Raw genomic sequence first — 18,357 nt, 5'->3', positions numbered from 1 at the left:
GGTCGGTCCCGCCGAGCGTTCGCCGGGGGTGACCGCTGTCTCAGCGGCGCGCCGCCTGGCCGGCCGTGGCCAACTCCCCGAGCCGGATCGAGCCCAACCGAACCCCGCCAGACCCGGCGGGCTCGACGGCACAGACCGCCCCGGTGGGCCGGACGATGCGGGCCGCCCTCCACGCCACGCGGCGTACCGGATGACGGGGCCGTGGCACGACCAGCGTGAGGGTCGCCGCGCGGGCGTGCTGGCGGTCCAGGGCGACCGCCGCGGCCACCGTGGCAATCGCCGCGGCGGAGCCGGCGAGCACGAGCGTCTGGCGTGGCCCGGCGTGTTCGGCGAGCCAGCCGAGCAGCGGAGCACCGACCGCGGCGGACACCGAGCCGGTGACCGCCAGCGCGGCGAGCACCCGGCCCCGCATAGCGCCGTCGGTGTCGAGTTGCGCGCGGGTGCCGACGGTGGTGTCGATGACCACCGCGGCGGCGGCGATCGGCAGGATCACTGCGGCGAAGCTCCAGGTCCCCGGTGCGAGGCCGGCGACGATCTGCAGCCCGCTGGCGAGCAGGCCCGCGATGACCAGCGTCCGGTAGTCGAGGGAACGCCGGCGGGCCGCGACGAGCGCGCCCAGCACCGTTCCGACCGCGAAGACGGTCGACAGGAAGCCGTAGCCGGACGCCCCGGCGTCCAGCGGCCCGTCACTCATCGCCGCCATCGTCACCTGGTAGTTGCGGCCCAAACTGCCGAGCACGAACGACAGTGCGAGCGCGAGGAGCAGCACCGGCTGCCCGCGAAGGTAGGCGAAACCGGCGCGAACACCGTCGTGGCTCCGACGGCCGCCCTGTGCCGCCAGCGCGGGCAAAGCTCCCGGGCGTACGGCGAACAGCGCCACCACCACGGCGGCGAAACTCGCCGCGTTGATGCCGAACAGCAGCGCGGGCCCGACGGCGGCCACCACGACGGCACCGAGGCTCATGCCGAGGATGCGGCCGGCGGAGTTGGTGAGCGACCCGAGCGCCAGGGCGTTGCCCAGCGTCTCCCGGTCCACGAGGGTGGAGGCCCAGCGCCCCATCACCGGGCCCTCGATCGCCGAGACGGCACCGGTGGCCAGGGAGATCGCGAAGATCAACGGCATGCCGCCGACCCCGGTCAGGGCGACCGCCGCCAATCCGGCGGCGAGTGTCGCGTGGGCCACCTGGGCGGCGATCAGCAGCGGTCGGGCCGACAGCCGGTCGGCCAGCACACCGCCCCAGACGCTGAGCAGCAGCGTTGGAGCTGCCTGGAGGAGCACGGCGAAGCCCATGGACGTCGCGGAGCCGGTCTCCTTCAGGACGTACCAGTTGACCCCGAGGACCTGCATCCAGGTGCCGATGACGGAGACGAACCCCGCGAACGCCCAGATCCGGTAGTTGCGGTGACGCAGCGCGGCGAAGGTGGCACCCATGGCCACGACGAACCCTCCCAGCAATCGGCGGCATGATCCTTCATGCCGGATCGCGGTGCGGTTCGGCAGCCGACAAGTCTTGCGGTTTTAAACCGATTTGCCCATGTTTGTGAGCGGTCTCACCAGCGGGAATGTCCGACCGGCGGGCAAAAACTGCCCGCCGGCCGGACTCTCGTCGGGTGCTGCCCTCAGCGGGCAGCGAGCGCCTGCGCGGCCGAGCCGACCGGGGCTGGCAGCGCACCGACACCACCGAGATACCCGTGGATGGCGGCAGCCGCCGCACGCCCCTCGGCGATAGCCCAGACGATCAGCGAGGCACCCCGGTGCATGTCACCGGCGACGAACACCCCATCGGCCTCGGTCTGCCAATCGTCGCGAGCGTCGACAGCGCCCCGAGAATTGCGGGTCACGCCGAACTGAGTCAGCAACGGCTGCTGCTCGGTGCCCTCGAAACCGATCGCCAGCAACACCAGATCAGCCGGCAACTCCCGCTCTGAGCCCGGCACCACGGTGACGACCCGCCGGCCGTCGCGCTTCTCCACGGTCACCTCGGCGATCCGCACAGCCCGCACCTGGCCGGTGCCGTCGTCCACGAACTCCTGCACCGCGACGGCGAAGACCCGCTCGCCACCCTCCTCGTGCGCCGGGTAGCTGCGCAGGATCCACGGCCAGGTCGGCCACGGGTCCCGTGCCTCGTCGCGCTCCTGCGGCGGCTGCGGGTACAGGTCCAGTTGGTGCACGCCCGCGGCACCCTGGCGGTGTGCGACACCGAGGCAGTCCGCCGCAGTGTCACCACCACCGATGATCACGACGTGCTTGCCGGCCGCGTCGATCGGAGTGCCGTCCGGCAGCGCCGCACGCGCCGGCCGGCCCTCGCCGGTGGCCGCGACGCCGAGCTGGTCGGTGGCCGCGGTGGCGACCGCGCGATTCGCCGCGACCAGGTGAGCCATCGCCTGGTGTACGCCCCGAAGCGCACGCCCCGGAGTCTCCGGAGTGTCCCGGCCCTGCAACGCGCCGCAGGCCAGCAGCACCGCGTCGTGCTCGGCGCGCAACTGCTCGGCGGTGATGTCCACCCCGACATTCACGCCGGTACGGAAACGCACCCCCTCGGCGGCGAGCTGGGCCAGGCGGCTGTCGATGTGCCGCTTCTCCAACTTGAAGTCGGGGATCCCGTACCGGAGCAGGCCACCGATCGCGTCGTCACGCTCGTACACCGTCACCGCGTGACCGGCCCGGGCCAACTGCTGGGCGGCGGCCAGGCCTGCGGGCCCGGAGCCGACGACGGCGACCGACCGACCGGACGGGCCCGGCACCGGGCGGGGGGTGAAACCCCGCGCCGCGGCAGCGTCGGCGATCTCCACCTCGATCTGCTTGATGGTCACCGGTTGGCCGCCGGCGATGCCCAGCACACAGGCCGCCTCGCACGGCGCCGGGCAGAGCCGGCCGGTGAACTCCGGGAAGTTGTTGGTGGCGTGCAGCGACTCCACTGCGGCGTCCCAGTTACCGGTCCGGACCAGGTCGTTCCAGTCCGGGATTCGATTCCCCAGTGGACAACCGGCAGTGTCGCTGTGGCAGAACGGGATGCCGCAGTCCATGCATCGAGTGGCCTGCTCACGGACCAGCTCCTCGCCGGCCGGCGGGTAGACCTCACGCCAGTCGCTGATCCGCACCGGCACCGGGCGGCGGGCCGGCAGTCGCCGGTCGTAGCGCAGGAAACCGTTCGGGTCAGGCACGTGCCACCTCCTGGGCAGCCACCCGCGGGGCGGGCGGCACCGGCACGGCTGACGGCACGCTCAGCGCGCTCATCACCGCGTCGTCGACGTCGCGGCCGGCGGCTTCGGCGGCCCGCATGATCTCCATAACCCGGCGGTAGTCGCGGGGCACCACCGCGGTGAACTCAGCCACCGCCTCCGGCCAACGCTTGAGCAGCTCCTCGGCCACCGCCGAGCCGGTCTCGGCCACGTGCCGCTGGACCAGATCGTGCAGCAACGACTGCTCCTGCTCCCCCAGCGGCGCCAGGTCGACCAGTTCCACGTTGACCCGGGCGCGGTCCAGTCGGTGCACGAACGCCGTGCCGCCGGACATGCCGGCCGCGAAGTTACGGCCGGTCGCGCCGAGCACCACCACCGTGCCGCCGGTCATGTACTCGCAGCCGTGGTCACCGACGCCCTCGACCACGGCGATCGCGCCAGAGTTGCGCACCGCGAACCGCTCCCCGACCCGACCCCGCAGGAAAATCTCGCCCGCGGTGGCCCCGTACAGGATGGTGTTGCCGGCGATGATCTGATCCTCGGCCCGCTGCCCCGGCTCGGCGTCGGTGTCGAGGAACGGCGCGGCAGCGTCCGGACGGACGATGAGCCGCCCGCCGGAGAGGCCCTTGCCCACGTAGTCGTTGGCGTCGCCGTGCAGCCGCAGGGTCACCCCGCGCGGCAGGAACGCCCCGAACGACTGCCCAGCCGTGCCATGCAGCACGAACTCGATGGTGTCATCGGGAAGGCCTGCACCGCCAAAACGACGGGTCACCTCGCCGCCGAGCATCGCGCCGACGCTGCGGTGCTCGTTGCGCACCGCCACCTCGACCCGCACCGGTGCCCCCTCGGAGAGTGCCGGGCGGGCCAACGCGATCAGCTCATTGTCCAGAGCCTGCTCCAGGCCGTGATCCTGTGCGCGGACCCCACGTCGGGCCGCACCAGCCGGCAACTCCGGCAGGTGCAGGACAGGCGCCAGGTCCAACCCGTGCGCCTTCCAGTGCGACACCGCCGGGGCCACGTCAAGCAGCTCGGACTGCCCGATCGCCTCCTCGATCGACCGGAAACCCAGCTCGGCCAAATACCCCCGGACCTCCTCGGCGAGGAAGAGGAAGAAGTTCTCCACGAACTCCGGCTTGCCGGTGAAGCGCTCCCGCAGCACCGGATTCTGGGTGGCGATGCCGACCGGGCAGGTGTCCAGGTGGCAGACCCGCATCATCACGCAACCCTCGACGATCAGCGGCGCGGTCGCGAAGCCGAACTCCTCCGCGCCGAGCAGCGCCGCGATCAGCACGTCCCGGCCGGTCTTGAGCTGGCCGTCGACCTGCACGGTGACCCGGTCACGCAGCTTGTTGAGCAACAGCGTCTGCTGCGCCTCGGCCAGCCCCAACTCCCACGGGGTGCCGGCGTGCTTGAGCGAGTTCATCGGAGACGCGCCCGTGCCGCCATCGTGGCCGGAGATCAGGATGACGTCCGCCTTGAGCTTCGCCACCCCGGCGGCGACGGTGCCGACGCCGACCTCACTGACCAGCTTGACGTGCACCCGGGCCGCCGGGTTGACGCACTTCAGGTCGTGCACCAACTGGGCCAGGTCTTCAATGGAGTAGATGTCGTGATGCGGCGGCGGAGAAATCAGACCAACACCGGGAGTGGCGTGCCGGGTGCGGGCAATCCACGGCCAGACCTTGTTGCCGGGCAGTTGACCGCCCTCGCCCGGCTTGGCGCCCTGGGCCATCTTGATCTGGAGGTCGTCCGCGTTGACCAGGTATTCGCTGGTCACACCGAACCGGCCACTGGCAATCTGCTTGACCGCCGAGCGACGAGCCGGGTCGTGCAGCCGCTCGACGTCCTCGCCGCCCTCACCTGTGTTGGACTTGCCGCCGAGCCGGTTCATCGCGATGGCGAGCGTCTCGTGCGCCTCCGCGGAGATCGACCCGTACGACATGGCACCGGTGGCGAACCGCTTGACGATGTCGGTGGCCGGCTCGACCTCCTCGATCGGCACCGCCGGGCGGACCCCGGTACGCAGGGTGAACAGCCCTCGCAGCGAGCCGGCCTGCGCAGCGAGCGCGTCGACCTTCGCCGTGTACTGCCGGAAGACGTCGTACTGCCGGCTGCGGGTGGCGTGCTGCAGCAGGAAGACCGTCTCCGGGTTGAACAGGTGCAGCTCACCCTCGCGGCGCCACTGGTATTCGCCGCCGACCTCCAACCGGTCGGAGACGGCGGTGCCGGCCGGGGGCCAGGCGAGCGCGTGCCGGGCGGCCACCTCGGTGTGCACGCCCGCGAGCGCGACCCCGCCGATCCGGCTGGGGGTGCCCCGGAAGTAGCGCTCGACCAGCCGGTTGTCCAGGCCAACCGCCTCGAAGACCTGCGCGCCGCAGTACGAGGACACCGTCGAGATGCCCATCTTCGACATGATCTTCAGGACGCCCTTGCCGAGCGCCTTGGCGTAGTTGCGCACTGCGGCAGCGGGGTCGACACCGGCCAGCGCACCGGTGGCGATCATGTCCTCCACCGACTCGAACGCCAGGTACGGGTTGACCGCCGCCGCGCCGTAGCCGATCAGCACCGCCGCGTGGTGCACTTCCCGGCAGTCGCCGGACTCCACGATCAGCGCCACCTGGGTGCGGGTCTGCTCACGCACCAGGTGCTGGTGCACGGCGGCGGTGAGCAGCAGCGACGGGATCGGCGCCAGGTCGGCGTTGGAGTCCCGGTCGGAGAGCACCAGGATGCGGACGCCGTCCTCGATGGCCTCGGAGACGTGCCGGCAGATCTCGGTCAGCCGCGCCTTCATCCCGGCGGCGCCCTCCCGGATGCGGTACAGGCCGGACACCCGGACCGCCTTGAAGCCGGGCAGGTCGCCGTCCTCGTCGATGGAGAGGATCTTCGCGAGCTCGTCGTTGTCGATCACGGGGTGCGGCAGCACGATCTGCCGGCAACTCGCCGCACCAGGGTCGAGCAGGTTGCCCTCCGGCCCGATCGTCGACGCCAGGCTGGTCACCAGCTCCTCGCGGATGGCGTCCAGCGGCGGATTGGTGACCTGGGCGAAGAGCTGGTGGAAGTAGTCGTAGAGCAGCCTCGGCCGGGTGGACAGCGGCGAGATCGGAGTGTCCGTGCCCATCGAACCCAGCGGCTCAGCCCCGGTACGGGCCATCGGCCCGACCAGGATCTTCAGCTCCTCCTCGGTGTAACCGAAGGTCTGCTGGCGGCGGCGGACCGAGTCGTGCGTGTAGACGGTGTGCTCGCGGGCCGGCAGGTCGCCCAACTCGATCAGCCCGGCGTGCAGCCACTCGCCGTACGGCTGCGCGGCAGCCAACTCGGACTTGATCTCCTCATCGTGCACGATCCGGCCGGCGACCGTGTCGACCAGGAACATCTTGCCCGGCTGGAGCCGCCCCTTCGCGACCACGTGGGCCGGGTCGAGGTCGAGCACGCCCGCCTCGGAGCCGAGCACCACGAGCCCGTCGTCGGTCTGCCACCAGCGCCCCGGGCGCAGCCCGTTGCGGTCCAGCACCGCGCCGACGATCTCACCGTCGGTGAAGGCCACCGACGCCGGACCGTCCCACGGCTCCATGAGGCTGGCGTGGAAGCGGTAGAAGGCACGCTTGGCCGGCTCCATGCCGGGGTCGTTCTCCCACGCCTCCGGGATCATCATGAGCACCGCGTGCGGCAGGCTCCGCCCGGCCAGGTGCAGCAGCTCCAGCACCTCGTCGAAGTTCGCCGAGTCGGAAGCGCCGGGGGTGCAGACCGGGAAGACCCGCCGGATGTTGCCCGGCACGTTCGGCGAGCGCAGGAGCGCCTCGCGGGCCTGCATCCAGTTGCGGTTGCCACGGATCGTGTTGATCTCGCCGTTGTGGGCGATGAACCGGTACGGGTGTGCCAGCGGCCAGGACGGGAACGTGTTCGTGGAGAAGCGGGAGTGCACCAGCGCGATCGCGCTGTCCACCCGCTCGTCGCGCAGGTCCGGGTAGAACGCCGGCAACTGGTCGGGGGTGAGCATTCCCTTGTAGACCATGGTCCGGCTGGACAGCGACGGGAAGTACGCCGGCACGCCCCGCTCGGCGGTTTCCCGTTCGGCCTGCTTGCGCAGGCAGAACGCCACCCGGTCCAGCTCGATGCCGTTCAGCGCGGAACCGGCCGGCCCAGCAGGTGAGTCGGTGAGCCGGTGCGCGGCCAGGAAGAGCTGCCGGACCCGGGGCATCGCCGCCAAGGCGGTCTCACCGAGCCCGGTCGGGTCGATCGGCACCTCCCGCCAGCCGAGCACGTCGGCACCCTCGACCAGGGCGTACTTCTCGACCACCCGCCGAGCACGTGCCTCGGCGGCGTCGTCGTCGGGGAGGAAGACCAGCCCCGTGGCGTATTCACCGGCCGCAGGAAGCGCGACGTCGGCCACCGCGCGCAGGAACGCGTCGGGCACCTGGATCATGATGCCCGCGCCGTCGCCAGTGTTCGGCTCGGCGCCCCGAGCACCCCGATGGTCCAGTCGGCAGAGCGCGCCGAGCCCGTTGGCGACGACCGCGTGTGAGCGGCGGCCGTGCAGGTCCGCTACGAAGGCCACGCCGCACGCGTCGTGCTCCTGGCTCGGGTCGTAGAGGCCCTGGGCGGAGGGGCGGGAGCCAGGCGTCGGGGATGCCTGCGGGCTGTGCGGGTGCGGCTGTGTCACTTCCGCGTACGGCTGAGCCACCGGGCCTCCTGTCGTCACTCAGGTTGGATCATGGTGGGGACGACGTCGGCCCGTGGGTCTATTGAGTCTACGTTAGGGCCGGGGCCGCACTGCCACCTGAGATTGATCACACCGTCCACAGACTGGGACGTGTAGTCTCGCGCGGTGGATCCGCTACACAACGAACTCTTCGCCCGGTTGGAACGCTTCTACGACGCGGTGCCCCGCGACGTCGCCGGCGTGGAGGAGCATGGCGGGCTGGTGTTGTTCGTCCGCGAGGGTGCCGGCTGGCCGTTCTACGCCCGCCCCCGCGTCGGTGCCACCGAGCCGCCGTCGCTGGCCGACGTGACCTCGGTCCGTGAGCGGCAGCGGGAGCTGGGCCTGCCGGAAGCCTTCGAGTGGGTGCACGAGACGACCCCCGAGCTGCTGGCGGTGGCCCGCTCGGCGGGGCTGAACGTGCTGGAGGCACCCCTGATGGTGCTCGACCCGACCGCGCTGCCCGACCCGGCGACGCTGTCCGACGTCGCGGTGCGGGTGCTGGCGGCGGACTCCCCCGGCTTCGCCGCCGATGTCGCCGCCCGGCGTGCGGTGGCAGCGGTGTCGTTCGCCGCAGCCGGCACCGCGCCCGGTGAGGCTGGCCCGGCCGAGCGGGATGCCGCCGTCACCGAGCTGGAGCTGGCCGCGCTCGAGGAGGAGCGCGCCCGGATCGCGGACGGTCGACGGATCTCCGCGCTGGCCGGCACTCCGACCGAGGGCGCGCTGGCCAGCGGCATAGCCATGCGCGTGGACGACGTCGCGGAGATCGCCGGGGTAGCCACCCTCCCGGCAGCCCGACGACGCGGGCTGGGCGCCGCGCTCACCGCCACCCTCGCCCGCGAGCTACGCGCGGCCGGCACCGACCTGATCTTCCTCTCGGCGGGCAGCGAGGACATTGCCCGGGTCTACCTGCGGGTCGGCTTCCGCCGCATCGGCACCGCCTGCATAGCCGAACCCGCAGCCCTAATCCCCTAACCCGCCCCACCCCGCCCCGCCCCGCCTCGTCCCGCCCCGCGATCTTGCACTTAGTGCTGCGGCATAGGGGGCATTGCACGCATCTTGGCGACTGAAAGTGCAAGATCGCCGGGAAAGGCGTGGGGTGCGCGTTGCAGCCGGGAGAGGGTGGGTCAGGCTGGGGGACGCCACTGGGCAGCGGAGGCGGCGGCACTGGAGAGCAGCCGCGTGTTGATCGTGCCGAGTGCGGCGTCCCGAGCGCGTAACGCCAACCGGCCCCGGGTCTGGAGCACTGCCGACATCCGCCGGGTCTGCCGGACCACGGTCGCGGCCCGGGGGCGGCGCACCCGGTCGTACGCCTGGACGGCGTCGGGCAGTCGAGCCTCCCGCAGCAGGGAGGCGAGGGTCGCGGCGTCCTCGAACGCAAGGCAGGCGCCCTGCCCCAGGTGTGGCGGCATGGCGTGCGCCGCGTCGCCGAGCAGCACCACGCCGCCCGGCCCCACCGGAAAGCCGTACGAACGGGGCAGCGGGCGCAACTCGCGGACCTCCTGCTGAACCAGGTCGGCCGGGTCGGTGGCGTCGAGCAGCGCGCCGACCGGGGCGGGCCAGCCCGCGTACCAGCGGCGCAGCAGGGCGAGCTGGGTCTCCGGTGGTTCGGGGCGGGGTGCGCCGGCGGCAGTGGCCACCCAGTAGATGCCGCCCCGGGTGGACCCACCTGAGGAGCCGCGTTCGCCCAGCGACGCGGCCACGAACCGGTAACCCGCGCCGAGGATCTCACCGGCCAGCGGCTGGTCGTCAGGCATCCGGGGTGCCTGGTACCAGGGAATGACGGCCCGCCAGGCGGCACATCCGGAGCTGACCACGCGGGACTCGGGGGCGAGTTGGCGGCGGATGCCGCTGTCCGTGCCGTCGGCGGCGACCACCAGGTCGGCCTCGATGGTGTGCCGCCCGTCGCTGACCGCCGGTCGCTCGCCCGGCTCCACCCGGACGTGGCGCACGGTCACCCCGGTACGCAACTCGACCCGGTCACCGAGGCCGGCGATCAGCGTGTCGTGCAGGTCCTCGCGGTGCACCACCACGGGCATCCGGTCGGCTGGAATGGGCCGAGGCTGCACGAGCCAGTGCCCATCCGGGCGACGGACCCCGCCGTCGGGCAACGGGGTAGCGATGGCGGCCAGGCCCGCGCCGAGGCCGAGGGCCTGCAACGCGCGGACACCGTTGGGCCAGAGCACCACGGCGGTCGGTTCGGGGCGGACCCGTTCGGCGCGTTCCAACAGAGTGACCTGCCAGCCGGAACGGGCCAGCGCGCCGGCCACCGCGAGGCCACCGACCCCTGCGCCGACCACCACCGCGCTTCGCATGGGTGCTGCCTCCGCTCAGCTGTCCCGGTCGGCGGGCCGCACGCCCGCGGCGTCGGCCCGGTCGGCACGGGAGGCCGACGGATCGTCCGCCGGCTCGTCGTCGCTCGACGAGCCGTCGGCGGGTGCCGCGTCACCAAGCGGCTCGCCGCCCGGCCGCGAGTCCTCGTCGGTCGCCGGCTCTGGCGGCACCACGCCGGTGTTCTGCCAGGCGGAGTACTGCTCCTCGCTGACCACCCGGTAGCCCTCCGGGGCGGCAGCCCGCGTTGGGGTTTCCCGCTCCGAGAGGTCGACCTGGGACAGGTCGGACGTGGGGGGTGGGGTCGGCGTCGCCGCCGCGCCGAGCGGGATCAGGTATTGCTGCGGGCCGCGTACCCGCACGAAGTAGATCAACGCGCCGAGGAAGACCAGCGCGGCGGTCCAGACGTTGAGCCGGACGCCGAGGATCTGATTGGCCTCGTCGGTGCGCATCAACTCGATCCAGAACCGGCCGACGGTGTAGCCCATCACGTAGAGCGCGAACGCCCGGCCCCGGCCCAGCTTCAGCCGACGGTCCAGGATGAGGACCAGGGCGACAACGCCGAGGTTCCACAACGCCTCATAGAGGAAGGTCGGCTGGTAGAAACCCGGCTCGAGGATCGGCTGCCCGGCGTCGTCGCGCAACGCGTGCCCCGGATTGTCCGGGTCCATCCGATGGATCTCCAGGCCCCACGGCAGGGTGGTCCGACCACCGAACAGCTCGTTGTTGAACCAGTTGCCGATCCGGCCGACCGCCTGGGCCAGCGGCAGCCCCGGGGCCAGCGCGTCGGCCACCACACCGAACGGGATGCCGAGCTGCCGGGCGGCGATCCAGGCGCCGACCGCGCCACCGGCGACGGCACCCCAGATGCCGAGACCGCCTTCCCAGATGGCGAACGCCTTCATCGGCTCACCACCGGCGCCGAAGTATTTCTCCGGTGAGGTGATCACGTGGTAGATCCGGGCGCCGATGATGCCCGCGGGCACCGCCCAGACGGCGATGTCGAGCACCGCGCCGGGAGCGACGCCGCGCTGCCGCAGCCGGCGCTCCGTTACCCAGCAGGCCAGCACGATGCCGGCGATGATGCAGAGCGCGTACGCCCGGATCGGCACCGGCCCGAGCTGCCAGACCGCGGTGCTGGGACTGGGCAGGGCCGCCTGGGGGGACAGCGAGGCGAGGGTCACGGGTGCACACGCTACCGCTGCACACCCCCGTAGCGGCACCCCGGGCCACGGGAGCGCCCATCTCGATGACTTCTGGTTTGCGCCGCCGTACGCTCTTTGTCCATGAGCGCGCTCACCTGGGCGGTTGCCGCGGTCGTCAGCGACGACACCGGCCGGGTGCTGCTCTGCCAGCAGGGCCGGGGTGAGCGCCGCTACGCGCTGCCCGGCGGGCGGCTGCGCCCGGCCGAGAGCCCGGTGCGGGCAGCCCTGCGGGACATCCGCGCGGAGACCGGCTGGGAGATCGAGCTGGTCGACCTGGTGGGCGTCTACCACCTGACCAGCCCCACCGGGGAGACCCCGGCCGGGCGAGCCGGGCCGCTACCGGACGTCCTCGTGCACGTGTTCCGGGCCAGCGCCGCCGGCGTCCGACCGACCGCAGACCCACTGCCGGGCTGCCGGCTGTCCTGGCACGCCCCCGCCGCGCTGCCCGAGGCGGTCACCCCGCTCACCCGGGCCGCCGTCGCCGACGCGATCGCCGGCCGATCCGGTGTGCTCCACGACGTCCCGCGGGTGCCCGTCGCCTGCGCGCCACTGCCAGCGGCTCGCCCAGCCGAGGAAGGCCGGCCGGCAACTGACCAGGACGAGCGGCCGGAAACCGGCCAGGACGAACGGCCGGGAGCGGGGCAGCCACCGGAGCAACGGGGCGAGCCCGCTGACCCGTCCCTGCGCCCCTGACGGGCCCGCAACGACTCCCGAGGTCCGCCGCGCGGTCGCGGACGCCCTCGCCGCCAGGCCACATCCGAATGAGCGGTATACCTGTGAGTCATAAATATGACTCACAGGTATACCGCTCAACAGACAGACATGCGCCGCAGGGTCCGACCGGCGGGCCAGCACGAGCGCCGCAGGGTCCGACCCGGCGGGCCAGCACGAGCGCCGAAGGCTCGGCGGAGACGGCTCAGCGGGTGGGGTTGCGGACGCCCTCGGCGAGTTCGGCGCTGAGGGTACGCAGCGCAGCGAGCCCTTCCGCCTCGGTGGACGCGTCGAGCAGGCACCGGATCAGCGCACTGCCGACGATCACGCCGTCGGCGTACCCGGCGACGGTGCCGGCCTGCGCACCGGTGCCCACGCCCAGACCGACACCAACGGGCAGGTCGGTGACCGCCCGGACCCGGGAGACCAGCGTCGGTGCGGCATCGGAGGTACGCGCCCGGGCGCCGGTCACACCCATCACGGCGGTCGCGTAGACGAAGCCACGGCAGTGCTCCACGGTCATCGCCAGCCGAGCATCTGTGGACGACGGCGAGACCAGGAACGTGCGGTCCAATCCGTGTGCGTCCGAGGCGGCCAGCCACTCGTCCGCCTCATCCGGAATGAGGTCGGGGGTGATCAGACCGGTGCCACCGGCAGCGGCGAGGTCACGGGCGAACACGTCCACGCCGTAACGCTCGACCGGGTTCCAGTAGGTCATGGTCACCACCGGAGCGCCGGTGGCCGCCACCGCCTCGATGATGCGCAGCGTGTCCGTGGTGCGTACGCCCCCGGCCAGCGCGATGTCACTGGCCTTCTGGATGACCGGCCCGTCCATCACCGGGTCGGAGTAGGGGATCTCCACCTCGATGACGTCGACACCGGCCTCGACCATGGCGGTCATCGCGGCGATGCTGCCCTCGACGGTCGGGAAACCGGCCGGCATGCAGCCCACCAGCAGTGCCCGTCCGTCGGCTCGGGCCTTGTCGAAGGCCACCCCGATCCGGCTCATCTCACTGCTCCTTGTCGAGGATGCCGAAGTAGTCGCCGGCGGTGTGTACGTCCTTGTCACCCCGCCCGGAGAGGTTGACCACGATGGTCGGCTCGCGGCCCAACTCGGCGGCGAGCTTCGGAGCCAACGCGACGGTGCCGGCGAGCGCGTGGGCGCTCTCGATCGCCGGGATGATCCCCTCGGTGCGGCAGAGCAGCTCGAACGCGGCCATCGCCTCGTCGTCGGTGACCGGCAGGTAGCTCGCCCGGCCGATGTCGTGCAGCCAGGCATGCTCGGGCCCGACGCCCGGGTAGTCCAGGCCGGCGGAGATCGAGTGCGACTCCAGGGTCTGCCCGTCGGCGTCCTGCAGCACGTAGGTGCGGGTGCCGTGCAGGACCCCGGCAGATCCGCCGGTGATGCTCGCCGCGTGCCGGCCTGTGGCCACCCCTTCGCCGCCGGCCTCGAAGCCGTACAGGCGCACGTCCTCATCGCCGACGAAGGCGTGGAAGATGCCCAACGCGTTGGAGCCGCCGCCGACGCAGGCGGTGACCGCGTCCGGCAGCGCACCGGTGAGGTCGAGACACTGCTGGCGCGCCTCGTCACCGATGCCCCGGACGAAGTCGCGGACCATCGCCGGGAACGGGTGCGGGCCGGCGGCGGTGCCGATCAGGTAGTGCGTCTCGTCGACGTTGGCCACCCAGTCGCGCATCGCCTCGTTCATCGCGTCCTTGAGGGTGCGCGAGCCGTTGGTGACCGGAACGACGGTGGCGCCGAGCATCCGCATCCGGGCGACGTTGAGCGCCTGCCGCTCGGTGTCGACCTGGCCCATGTAGACCACGCATTCCAGGTCGAACAGGGCGGCGGCGGTCGCGGTGGCCACGCCGTGCTGGCCGGCGCCGGTCTCCGCGATCACCCGGGTCTTGCCCATCCGCTTGGTGAGCAACGCCTGGCCGAGCACGTTGCGCACCTTGTGCGCGCCGGTGTGGTTGAGGTCCTCACGCTTGAGCAGCACCCGCGCACCGAGCTTCGCGGAAAACCGCCGGGCCTCGTAGAGCAGCGACGGCGTGCCCGCGTAGTCGCGCAGCAGCCCACCGAACTCGGCCCGGAAGGCCTCATCCGCCATCGCCGTGCGCCACGCCCCGTCGAGCTCGTCCAGCGCGGCCACCAGGGCCTCGGGAATGAACCGACCGCCGAAGCGGCCGAAATGGCCGGCGGAGTCGGGCTGCGGGCCAGCCAGCGAGGCCAGCGCGTCGGCGCTCATCGGAAATCCTCTCGGTGGGACGTCACGCCGGCGCGGGGTCAGCGCACCGGCCGGGGCGTTGCCGGGTGGTTACCGGCGTTGACCAGCTCAGCAACCGCCTCGCGGGGGCTCTTCTGCGTGACCAGGCCCTCGCCAACGAGGACGGCGTCGGCACCCGCGGAGGCGTACCGGATCAGGTCGTGCGGGCCACGAACGCCGGACTCGGCGATCTTGACGACACTGCTGGGCAGGCCGGGCGCGATTCGCTCGAACACCGACCGGTCAACCTCAAGGGTACGCAGGTCACGGGCGTTGACCCCGATCACCTGCGCGCCGGCCTCCAGAGCGCGGTCGGCCTCTTCCTCGTCGTGCACCTCGACCAACGCGGTCATGCCCAGCGACTCGATCCGCTCCAGCAGACCCATCAGCACGTTCTGCTCGAGCGCAGCGACGATCAACAGGACCAGGTCGGCGCCATGCGCGCGCGCCTCGTGCACCTGGTAGCTGGAGACCACGAAGTCCTTGCGCAGCACCGGCACGGTCACCGCGGCCCGGACAGCCGCCAGGTCGTCAAGTGAGCCGCCGAACCAGCGCCCCTCGGTCAACACGCTGATCGCGCGCGCCCCACCGGCCGCGTAGTCGACCGCCAGGTCGGCCGGATCGGCGATCTCGGCCAGCCGCCCCTTGGACGGCGACGAGCGCTTCACCTCAGCGATCACGGCCACGCCAGGCTTGCGCAGCGCCGCGTACGCGTCCAGCGGCGGCGGCGCCGCCGCCGCCAGTTCACGGATCCGCTCCAGCGGAACCTGCTCCTGGCGTCGGGCGACGTCCTCACGTACGCCAGCCAGAATCTCATCGAGCACGCTTACGGACGCTGCCTGACCGGCCTCGTCCCCCTCCGCGTGCGCATGCTCAGCAGTCACCAACGGACTCCCCTCTCCGGGCGTCATGGGCCGATGCTAGGGGCAGCCGACCGACGCCGAATGCCCGGGGGTATGGCGCTGCTCACGAAAAGGGCTGCGGCATAATGGCCGACTTGCCGTGAACGGCACGTCACGCAGCGCCACCTCCTGTATCGACCACCGTCAGGCGGCATGGAGCCTGGCGGCCACGGCCAGACCGGGCCGATCCATCGATCATGCCACCTGTCCCTGGACGGCGCCTGCCGACAACGGCGTCGATCGATGTTGTGAGCAAGCTCAAGGCCGAACGGACGGTCCCTGGTCACGGCCAAGGCGGGACAGTTGACCGGGCGGTCACGGCGGCGAAACGTCAGCCAGTCAGCATCGTCCTCGGGCAGACTCGATGGCGCGCCTGCCCCGACCGTCGCAACTCCTCGTGCGAGGTGACCATGAGCATTTCCGAGCCGCAACCGAACATCGGGCTGACGACCATCTCGCGGACGGTGGCGTCGCTCGCCGTCGGGGTGGTGCACACCTTGGAGCGGGCCGTGGTGGGCGAGGGACGGGTACGGACCGCGCGGGGCAACGCCTGGGAGGCAGTCTGCGCCGACCGGGCCCGCGCCGACCAGCGCGCCGAGCTGAACCGCCTGGTGGCCGAGCTGACCGCCGCCCGCGCCGCCGGTCGCCACCCGCAGCGAGACCGCCAGCCAGTCGGCTGACACCACGCCGACCGCACCAGCCGTCGCGTCAGTCGGCCGTCGGGTCCTCACCCCGATCCAGGGCGTCCCACGCCTCAGTGGTCCGCCGCCCGGCCATCGGCGCCGGCGGTCCCTCCGGGCCGGCCGACGCCGGCCGGGCCTCCGGAGCGGTCCGCGCCGGCCGTTCGTAGCGGGCTCCCATCGCCGGCCAGCCGCCGCCGCGCAGCGCCGTCCAGAAACCGCCCGCAGCGGCCAGCAGGCCGCCGAGCAGGCAGAGCGCCGGCCACTGCCGGCTCACCGATCCGTCGACGTCGGCGACAAGCCCATAGCCGCCGCCCGCCGCCACGGCCAGGGCGAGCACGCCAAGCAGCACACCGAGCACCCGCCGCAGCCGGCCACGGGTAGCCAGCACCGCGCCACCGCCAGCCAACGTCACCAGGGCCAACGCCGGCAGCCAGGGCAGCAACCCGGCACCGCTGCGGGCGTCGCGCACCGGCGGCAGCGGCGCCGGACGTACCGTCAGCTCGACCGACCAGTTCCGCGTCGCAGCCCACAGCGCCAGGCCCGCACCGGCCAAACAGAGCAGGACGGCGTACGTCAACTCGCGCCGGCCCACGGCGGACCGATCGCCGGCACTCAACGGTTCTTCTTTTCGTTCGCGACTGCGGGGCTCCGCTGCGCTGCACTCCTTGCGCTCACCGCACCGGCCTATCGTTCGCGACTGCGGGGCTCCGCTGCGCTGCACTCCTCGCGCTCACCGCACCGGCCTTTCATTCGCGACTGCGGGGCTCCGCTGCGCTGCACTCCTCGCGCTCACCGCGCCGGCCTTAACGTCTCGGCGGCGGCGAGCGCCGCCAGCACGGCCGCGGCCTTGTTCCGCGTCTCCTGGTCCTCGGCGGCCGGGTCGGAGTCGGCGACCACCCCCGCCCCGGCCTGCACGTAGGCGCGGCCGTCGCGCATGAGCGCGGTCCGGATGGCGATCGCCATGTCCAGATCGCCGCCGAACCCGAAGTAGCCGACCGTGCCGCCGTAGATGCCGCGGCGGACCGGCTCCAGCTCCTCGATGATCTCCATGGCCCGCACCTTCGGCGCGCCGGACAGCGTGCCCGCCGGGAAGGTCGCGGCGAGCGCGTCGAACGCGGACTGGTCCTCACGAAGTAGGCCGGTGACGGTGGAAACGATGTGCATGACGTGGCTGTAGCGCTCGATGGTGGCGAACTCGGGCACCTCCACGCTGCCGGGCTGACAGACCCGGCCCAGGTCGTTGCGGCCGAGGTCGACAAGCATCACGTGCTCGGCCCGTTCCTTCGGGTCGGCGAGCAGCTCCGCGGCGAGCGCGGTGTCGGCTGCGGGGGTGCCGCCGCGCGGCCGGGTGCCGGCGATGGGGTGCAGCAGCGCCCGACGCCGCCCGTCCGCGCCGCCGGTGACCTTCAGGTGCGCCTCCGGGGACGAGCCGACGATGTCGAACCCGTCGAAGCGCAGCAGGTACATGTATGGGCTGGGGTTGCTGGTGCGCAGCACCCGGTAGACGTCCAGCGGGTCGGCATGCGTCGACCGCTCGAAGCGCTGGGACAGCACGATCTGGAAGCACTCGCCGGCCCGAATCGCCTCCTTGGCAGCCTCGACCGCCTTCGGGTAGCCGCCGTCGGGCGTACGGCAGAGCACCTCGCCGGCCGGCGGACGCTCGACGGTGGAGATCATCGGCGGGATGGGCCGGGACAGCGCGGTGGTCATCGCGTCCAGGCGACCCACGGCGTGGTGGTACGCGGCGGCGACCTGCGGGGCGCGGTCCGGGGCGTCCAGCGGCGGCAGCACCGCGTTGGCGACCAGGATCGCCGAGCCGTCGTAGTGGTCGAGCACCACCAGGTCGGTGGCGAGCATCATGCCCAGCTCCGGCACGCCCAGGTCGTCCTCGGTCAGCTCGGGCAGCCGCTCGAAGCGGCGAACCAGGTCGTAGCCGAGGTAGCCGACCATGCCCCCGGTCAGCGGCGGCAGACCGTCGGACGGGTCCCCGACCGGGCCGGCGAGCGCCGCCACCGTCTCCCGCAGCACCCGCACCGGGTCACCCTCGGTGGGCAGCCCGGCCGGCGGTTGGCCGAGCCAGGTCGCCACGCCGTCGCGTTCGATGAGGGTGGCGCTGCTGCGTACGCCGATGAACGAGTACCGCGACCAGGCCATGCCGGCCGAGCCGACGCCCTGCTCGGCCGACTCCAACAGGAACGTGCCCGGCCCGCCGGCCAGCTTCCGGTAGACCCCGACCGGGGTCTCCGCGTCGGCCAGCAGCCGCCGGGTCACCGGCACCACCCGCCAGTCGGCGGCCAGCTCAGTGAAGGTGGCCAGGTCGGGGCTGACGGTGCCGTCAGTCATGGGCGTGTGCCTGCCTTTCGTTCGCGATTGCGGGGC

Annotated in this window: 13 protein-coding genes; 3 read left to right on the top strand and 10 right to left on the bottom strand. The window is 72.4% G+C overall.

Features of this window, described 5'->3' with window-relative positions:
- Positions 1 to 40: 40 nt before the first annotated feature.
- The 3 genes from ACLQ28_RS27110 to gltB form a co-directional block, all read right to left on the bottom strand.
- Positions 41 to 1,432 carry an MFS transporter gene (locus tag ACLQ28_RS27110; RefSeq protein WP_425689083.1) on the bottom strand — a complete coding sequence of 464 codons (1,392 nt, stop codon included), beginning with the start codon at positions 1,430 to 1,432 and terminating at the stop codon, positions 41 to 43.
- A gap of 188 nt (positions 1,433 to 1,620) precedes the next feature.
- Positions 1,621 to 3,165: a glutamate synthase subunit beta gene (locus ACLQ28_RS27105; RefSeq protein ID WP_425689082.1), complete on the bottom strand. Its 1,545-nt coding sequence runs from the start codon at positions 3,163 to 3,165 to the stop codon at positions 1,621 to 1,623.
- A complete protein-coding gene (gene gltB, locus ACLQ28_RS27100) occupies positions 3,158 to 7,843 on the bottom strand; it encodes a glutamate synthase large subunit (RefSeq protein ID WP_425689136.1) in 4,686 nt (1,561 codons plus the stop codon). The genes ACLQ28_RS27105 and gltB overlap by 8 nt, the downstream gene beginning before the upstream one ends.
- A 165-nt stretch (positions 7,844 to 8,008) precedes the next feature.
- Between gltB and ACLQ28_RS27095 the strand changes: the two genes are divergently transcribed.
- Positions 8,009 to 8,854, top strand: a complete 846-nt coding sequence (locus ACLQ28_RS27095; protein ID WP_425689081.1) for a GNAT family N-acetyltransferase — start codon at positions 8,009 to 8,011, stop codon at positions 8,852 to 8,854.
- Positions 8,855 to 9,006: 152 nt separating this feature from the next.
- Here ACLQ28_RS27095 and ACLQ28_RS27090 read toward each other — a convergent pair whose 3' ends face one another.
- The gene (locus ACLQ28_RS27090; protein WP_425689080.1) at positions 9,007 to 10,194 is read right to left on the bottom strand and encodes an FAD-dependent oxidoreductase; all 1,188 of its coding nucleotides are present in this window, start codon (positions 10,192 to 10,194) and stop codon (positions 9,007 to 9,009) included.
- A 15-nt stretch (positions 10,195 to 10,209) separates the two neighbouring features.
- Positions 10,210 to 11,394 (bottom strand): prolipoprotein diacylglyceryl transferase, encoded by a 1,185-nt coding sequence (gene lgt / locus ACLQ28_RS27085; RefSeq protein ID WP_425689079.1) that lies wholly within the window; start codon positions 11,392 to 11,394, stop codon positions 10,210 to 10,212.
- Between the two features lie 102 nt (positions 11,395 to 11,496).
- On the opposite strand from lgt, the gene ACLQ28_RS27080 reads away from it, so the two are divergent.
- Complete coding sequence (locus ACLQ28_RS27080) at positions 11,497 to 12,108, top strand: NUDIX hydrolase (protein WP_425689078.1); 612 nt, start codon at positions 11,497 to 11,499, stop codon at positions 12,106 to 12,108.
- A gap of 223 nt (positions 12,109 to 12,331) precedes the next feature.
- Here ACLQ28_RS27080 and trpA read toward each other — a convergent pair whose 3' ends face one another.
- Genes trpA through trpC form a run of 3 tightly spaced genes read right to left on the bottom strand, consistent with a single transcriptional unit; the run spans position 12,332 to position 15,217 of the window.
- Entirely contained in the window at positions 12,332 to 13,135 is an 804-nt protein-coding gene (gene trpA, locus ACLQ28_RS27075) for a tryptophan synthase subunit alpha (RefSeq protein WP_425689077.1), read from the bottom strand.
- A gap of 1 nt (position 13,136) precedes the next feature.
- Positions 13,137 to 14,375 (bottom strand): tryptophan synthase subunit beta, encoded by a 1,239-nt coding sequence (gene trpB, locus ACLQ28_RS27070; RefSeq protein WP_425689076.1) that lies wholly within the window; start codon positions 14,373 to 14,375, stop codon positions 13,137 to 13,139.
- A 38-nt stretch (positions 14,376 to 14,413) separates the two neighbouring features.
- Positions 14,414 to 15,217: an indole-3-glycerol phosphate synthase TrpC gene (gene trpC / locus ACLQ28_RS27065; RefSeq protein WP_172862221.1), complete on the bottom strand. Its 804-nt coding sequence runs from the start codon at positions 15,215 to 15,217 to the stop codon at positions 14,414 to 14,416.
- A 488-nt stretch (positions 15,218 to 15,705) separates the two neighbouring features.
- Here trpC and ACLQ28_RS27060 point away from each other — a divergent pair, with 488 nt between their 5' ends.
- Positions 15,706 to 15,975 carry a hypothetical protein gene (locus tag ACLQ28_RS27060; protein WP_425689075.1) on the top strand — a complete coding sequence of 90 codons (270 nt, stop codon included), beginning with the start codon at positions 15,706 to 15,708 and terminating at the stop codon, positions 15,973 to 15,975.
- 28 nt (positions 15,976 to 16,003) lie between these two features.
- On the opposite strand, the gene ACLQ28_RS27055 is transcribed toward ACLQ28_RS27060, so the two are convergent.
- Positions 16,004 to 16,594: a Trp biosynthesis-associated membrane protein gene (locus tag ACLQ28_RS27055; RefSeq protein ID WP_425689074.1), complete on the bottom strand. Its 591-nt coding sequence runs from the start codon at positions 16,592 to 16,594 to the stop codon at positions 16,004 to 16,006.
- 173 nt (positions 16,595 to 16,767) lie between these two features.
- A complete protein-coding gene (locus ACLQ28_RS27050) occupies positions 16,768 to 18,321 on the bottom strand; it encodes an anthranilate synthase component I (protein WP_425689073.1) in 1,554 nt (517 codons plus the stop codon).
- Between the last annotated feature and the right edge of the window lie 36 nt (positions 18,322 to 18,357).

The organism is Micromonospora sp. DT201, assembly GCF_049841575.1.
Taxonomy (GTDB): domain Bacteria; phylum Actinomycetota; class Actinomycetes; order Mycobacteriales; family Micromonosporaceae; genus Micromonospora.
The sequence above is the reverse complement of the archived record's forward strand: the minus strand, read 5'-3'. Positions and strand labels throughout refer to the sequence as shown.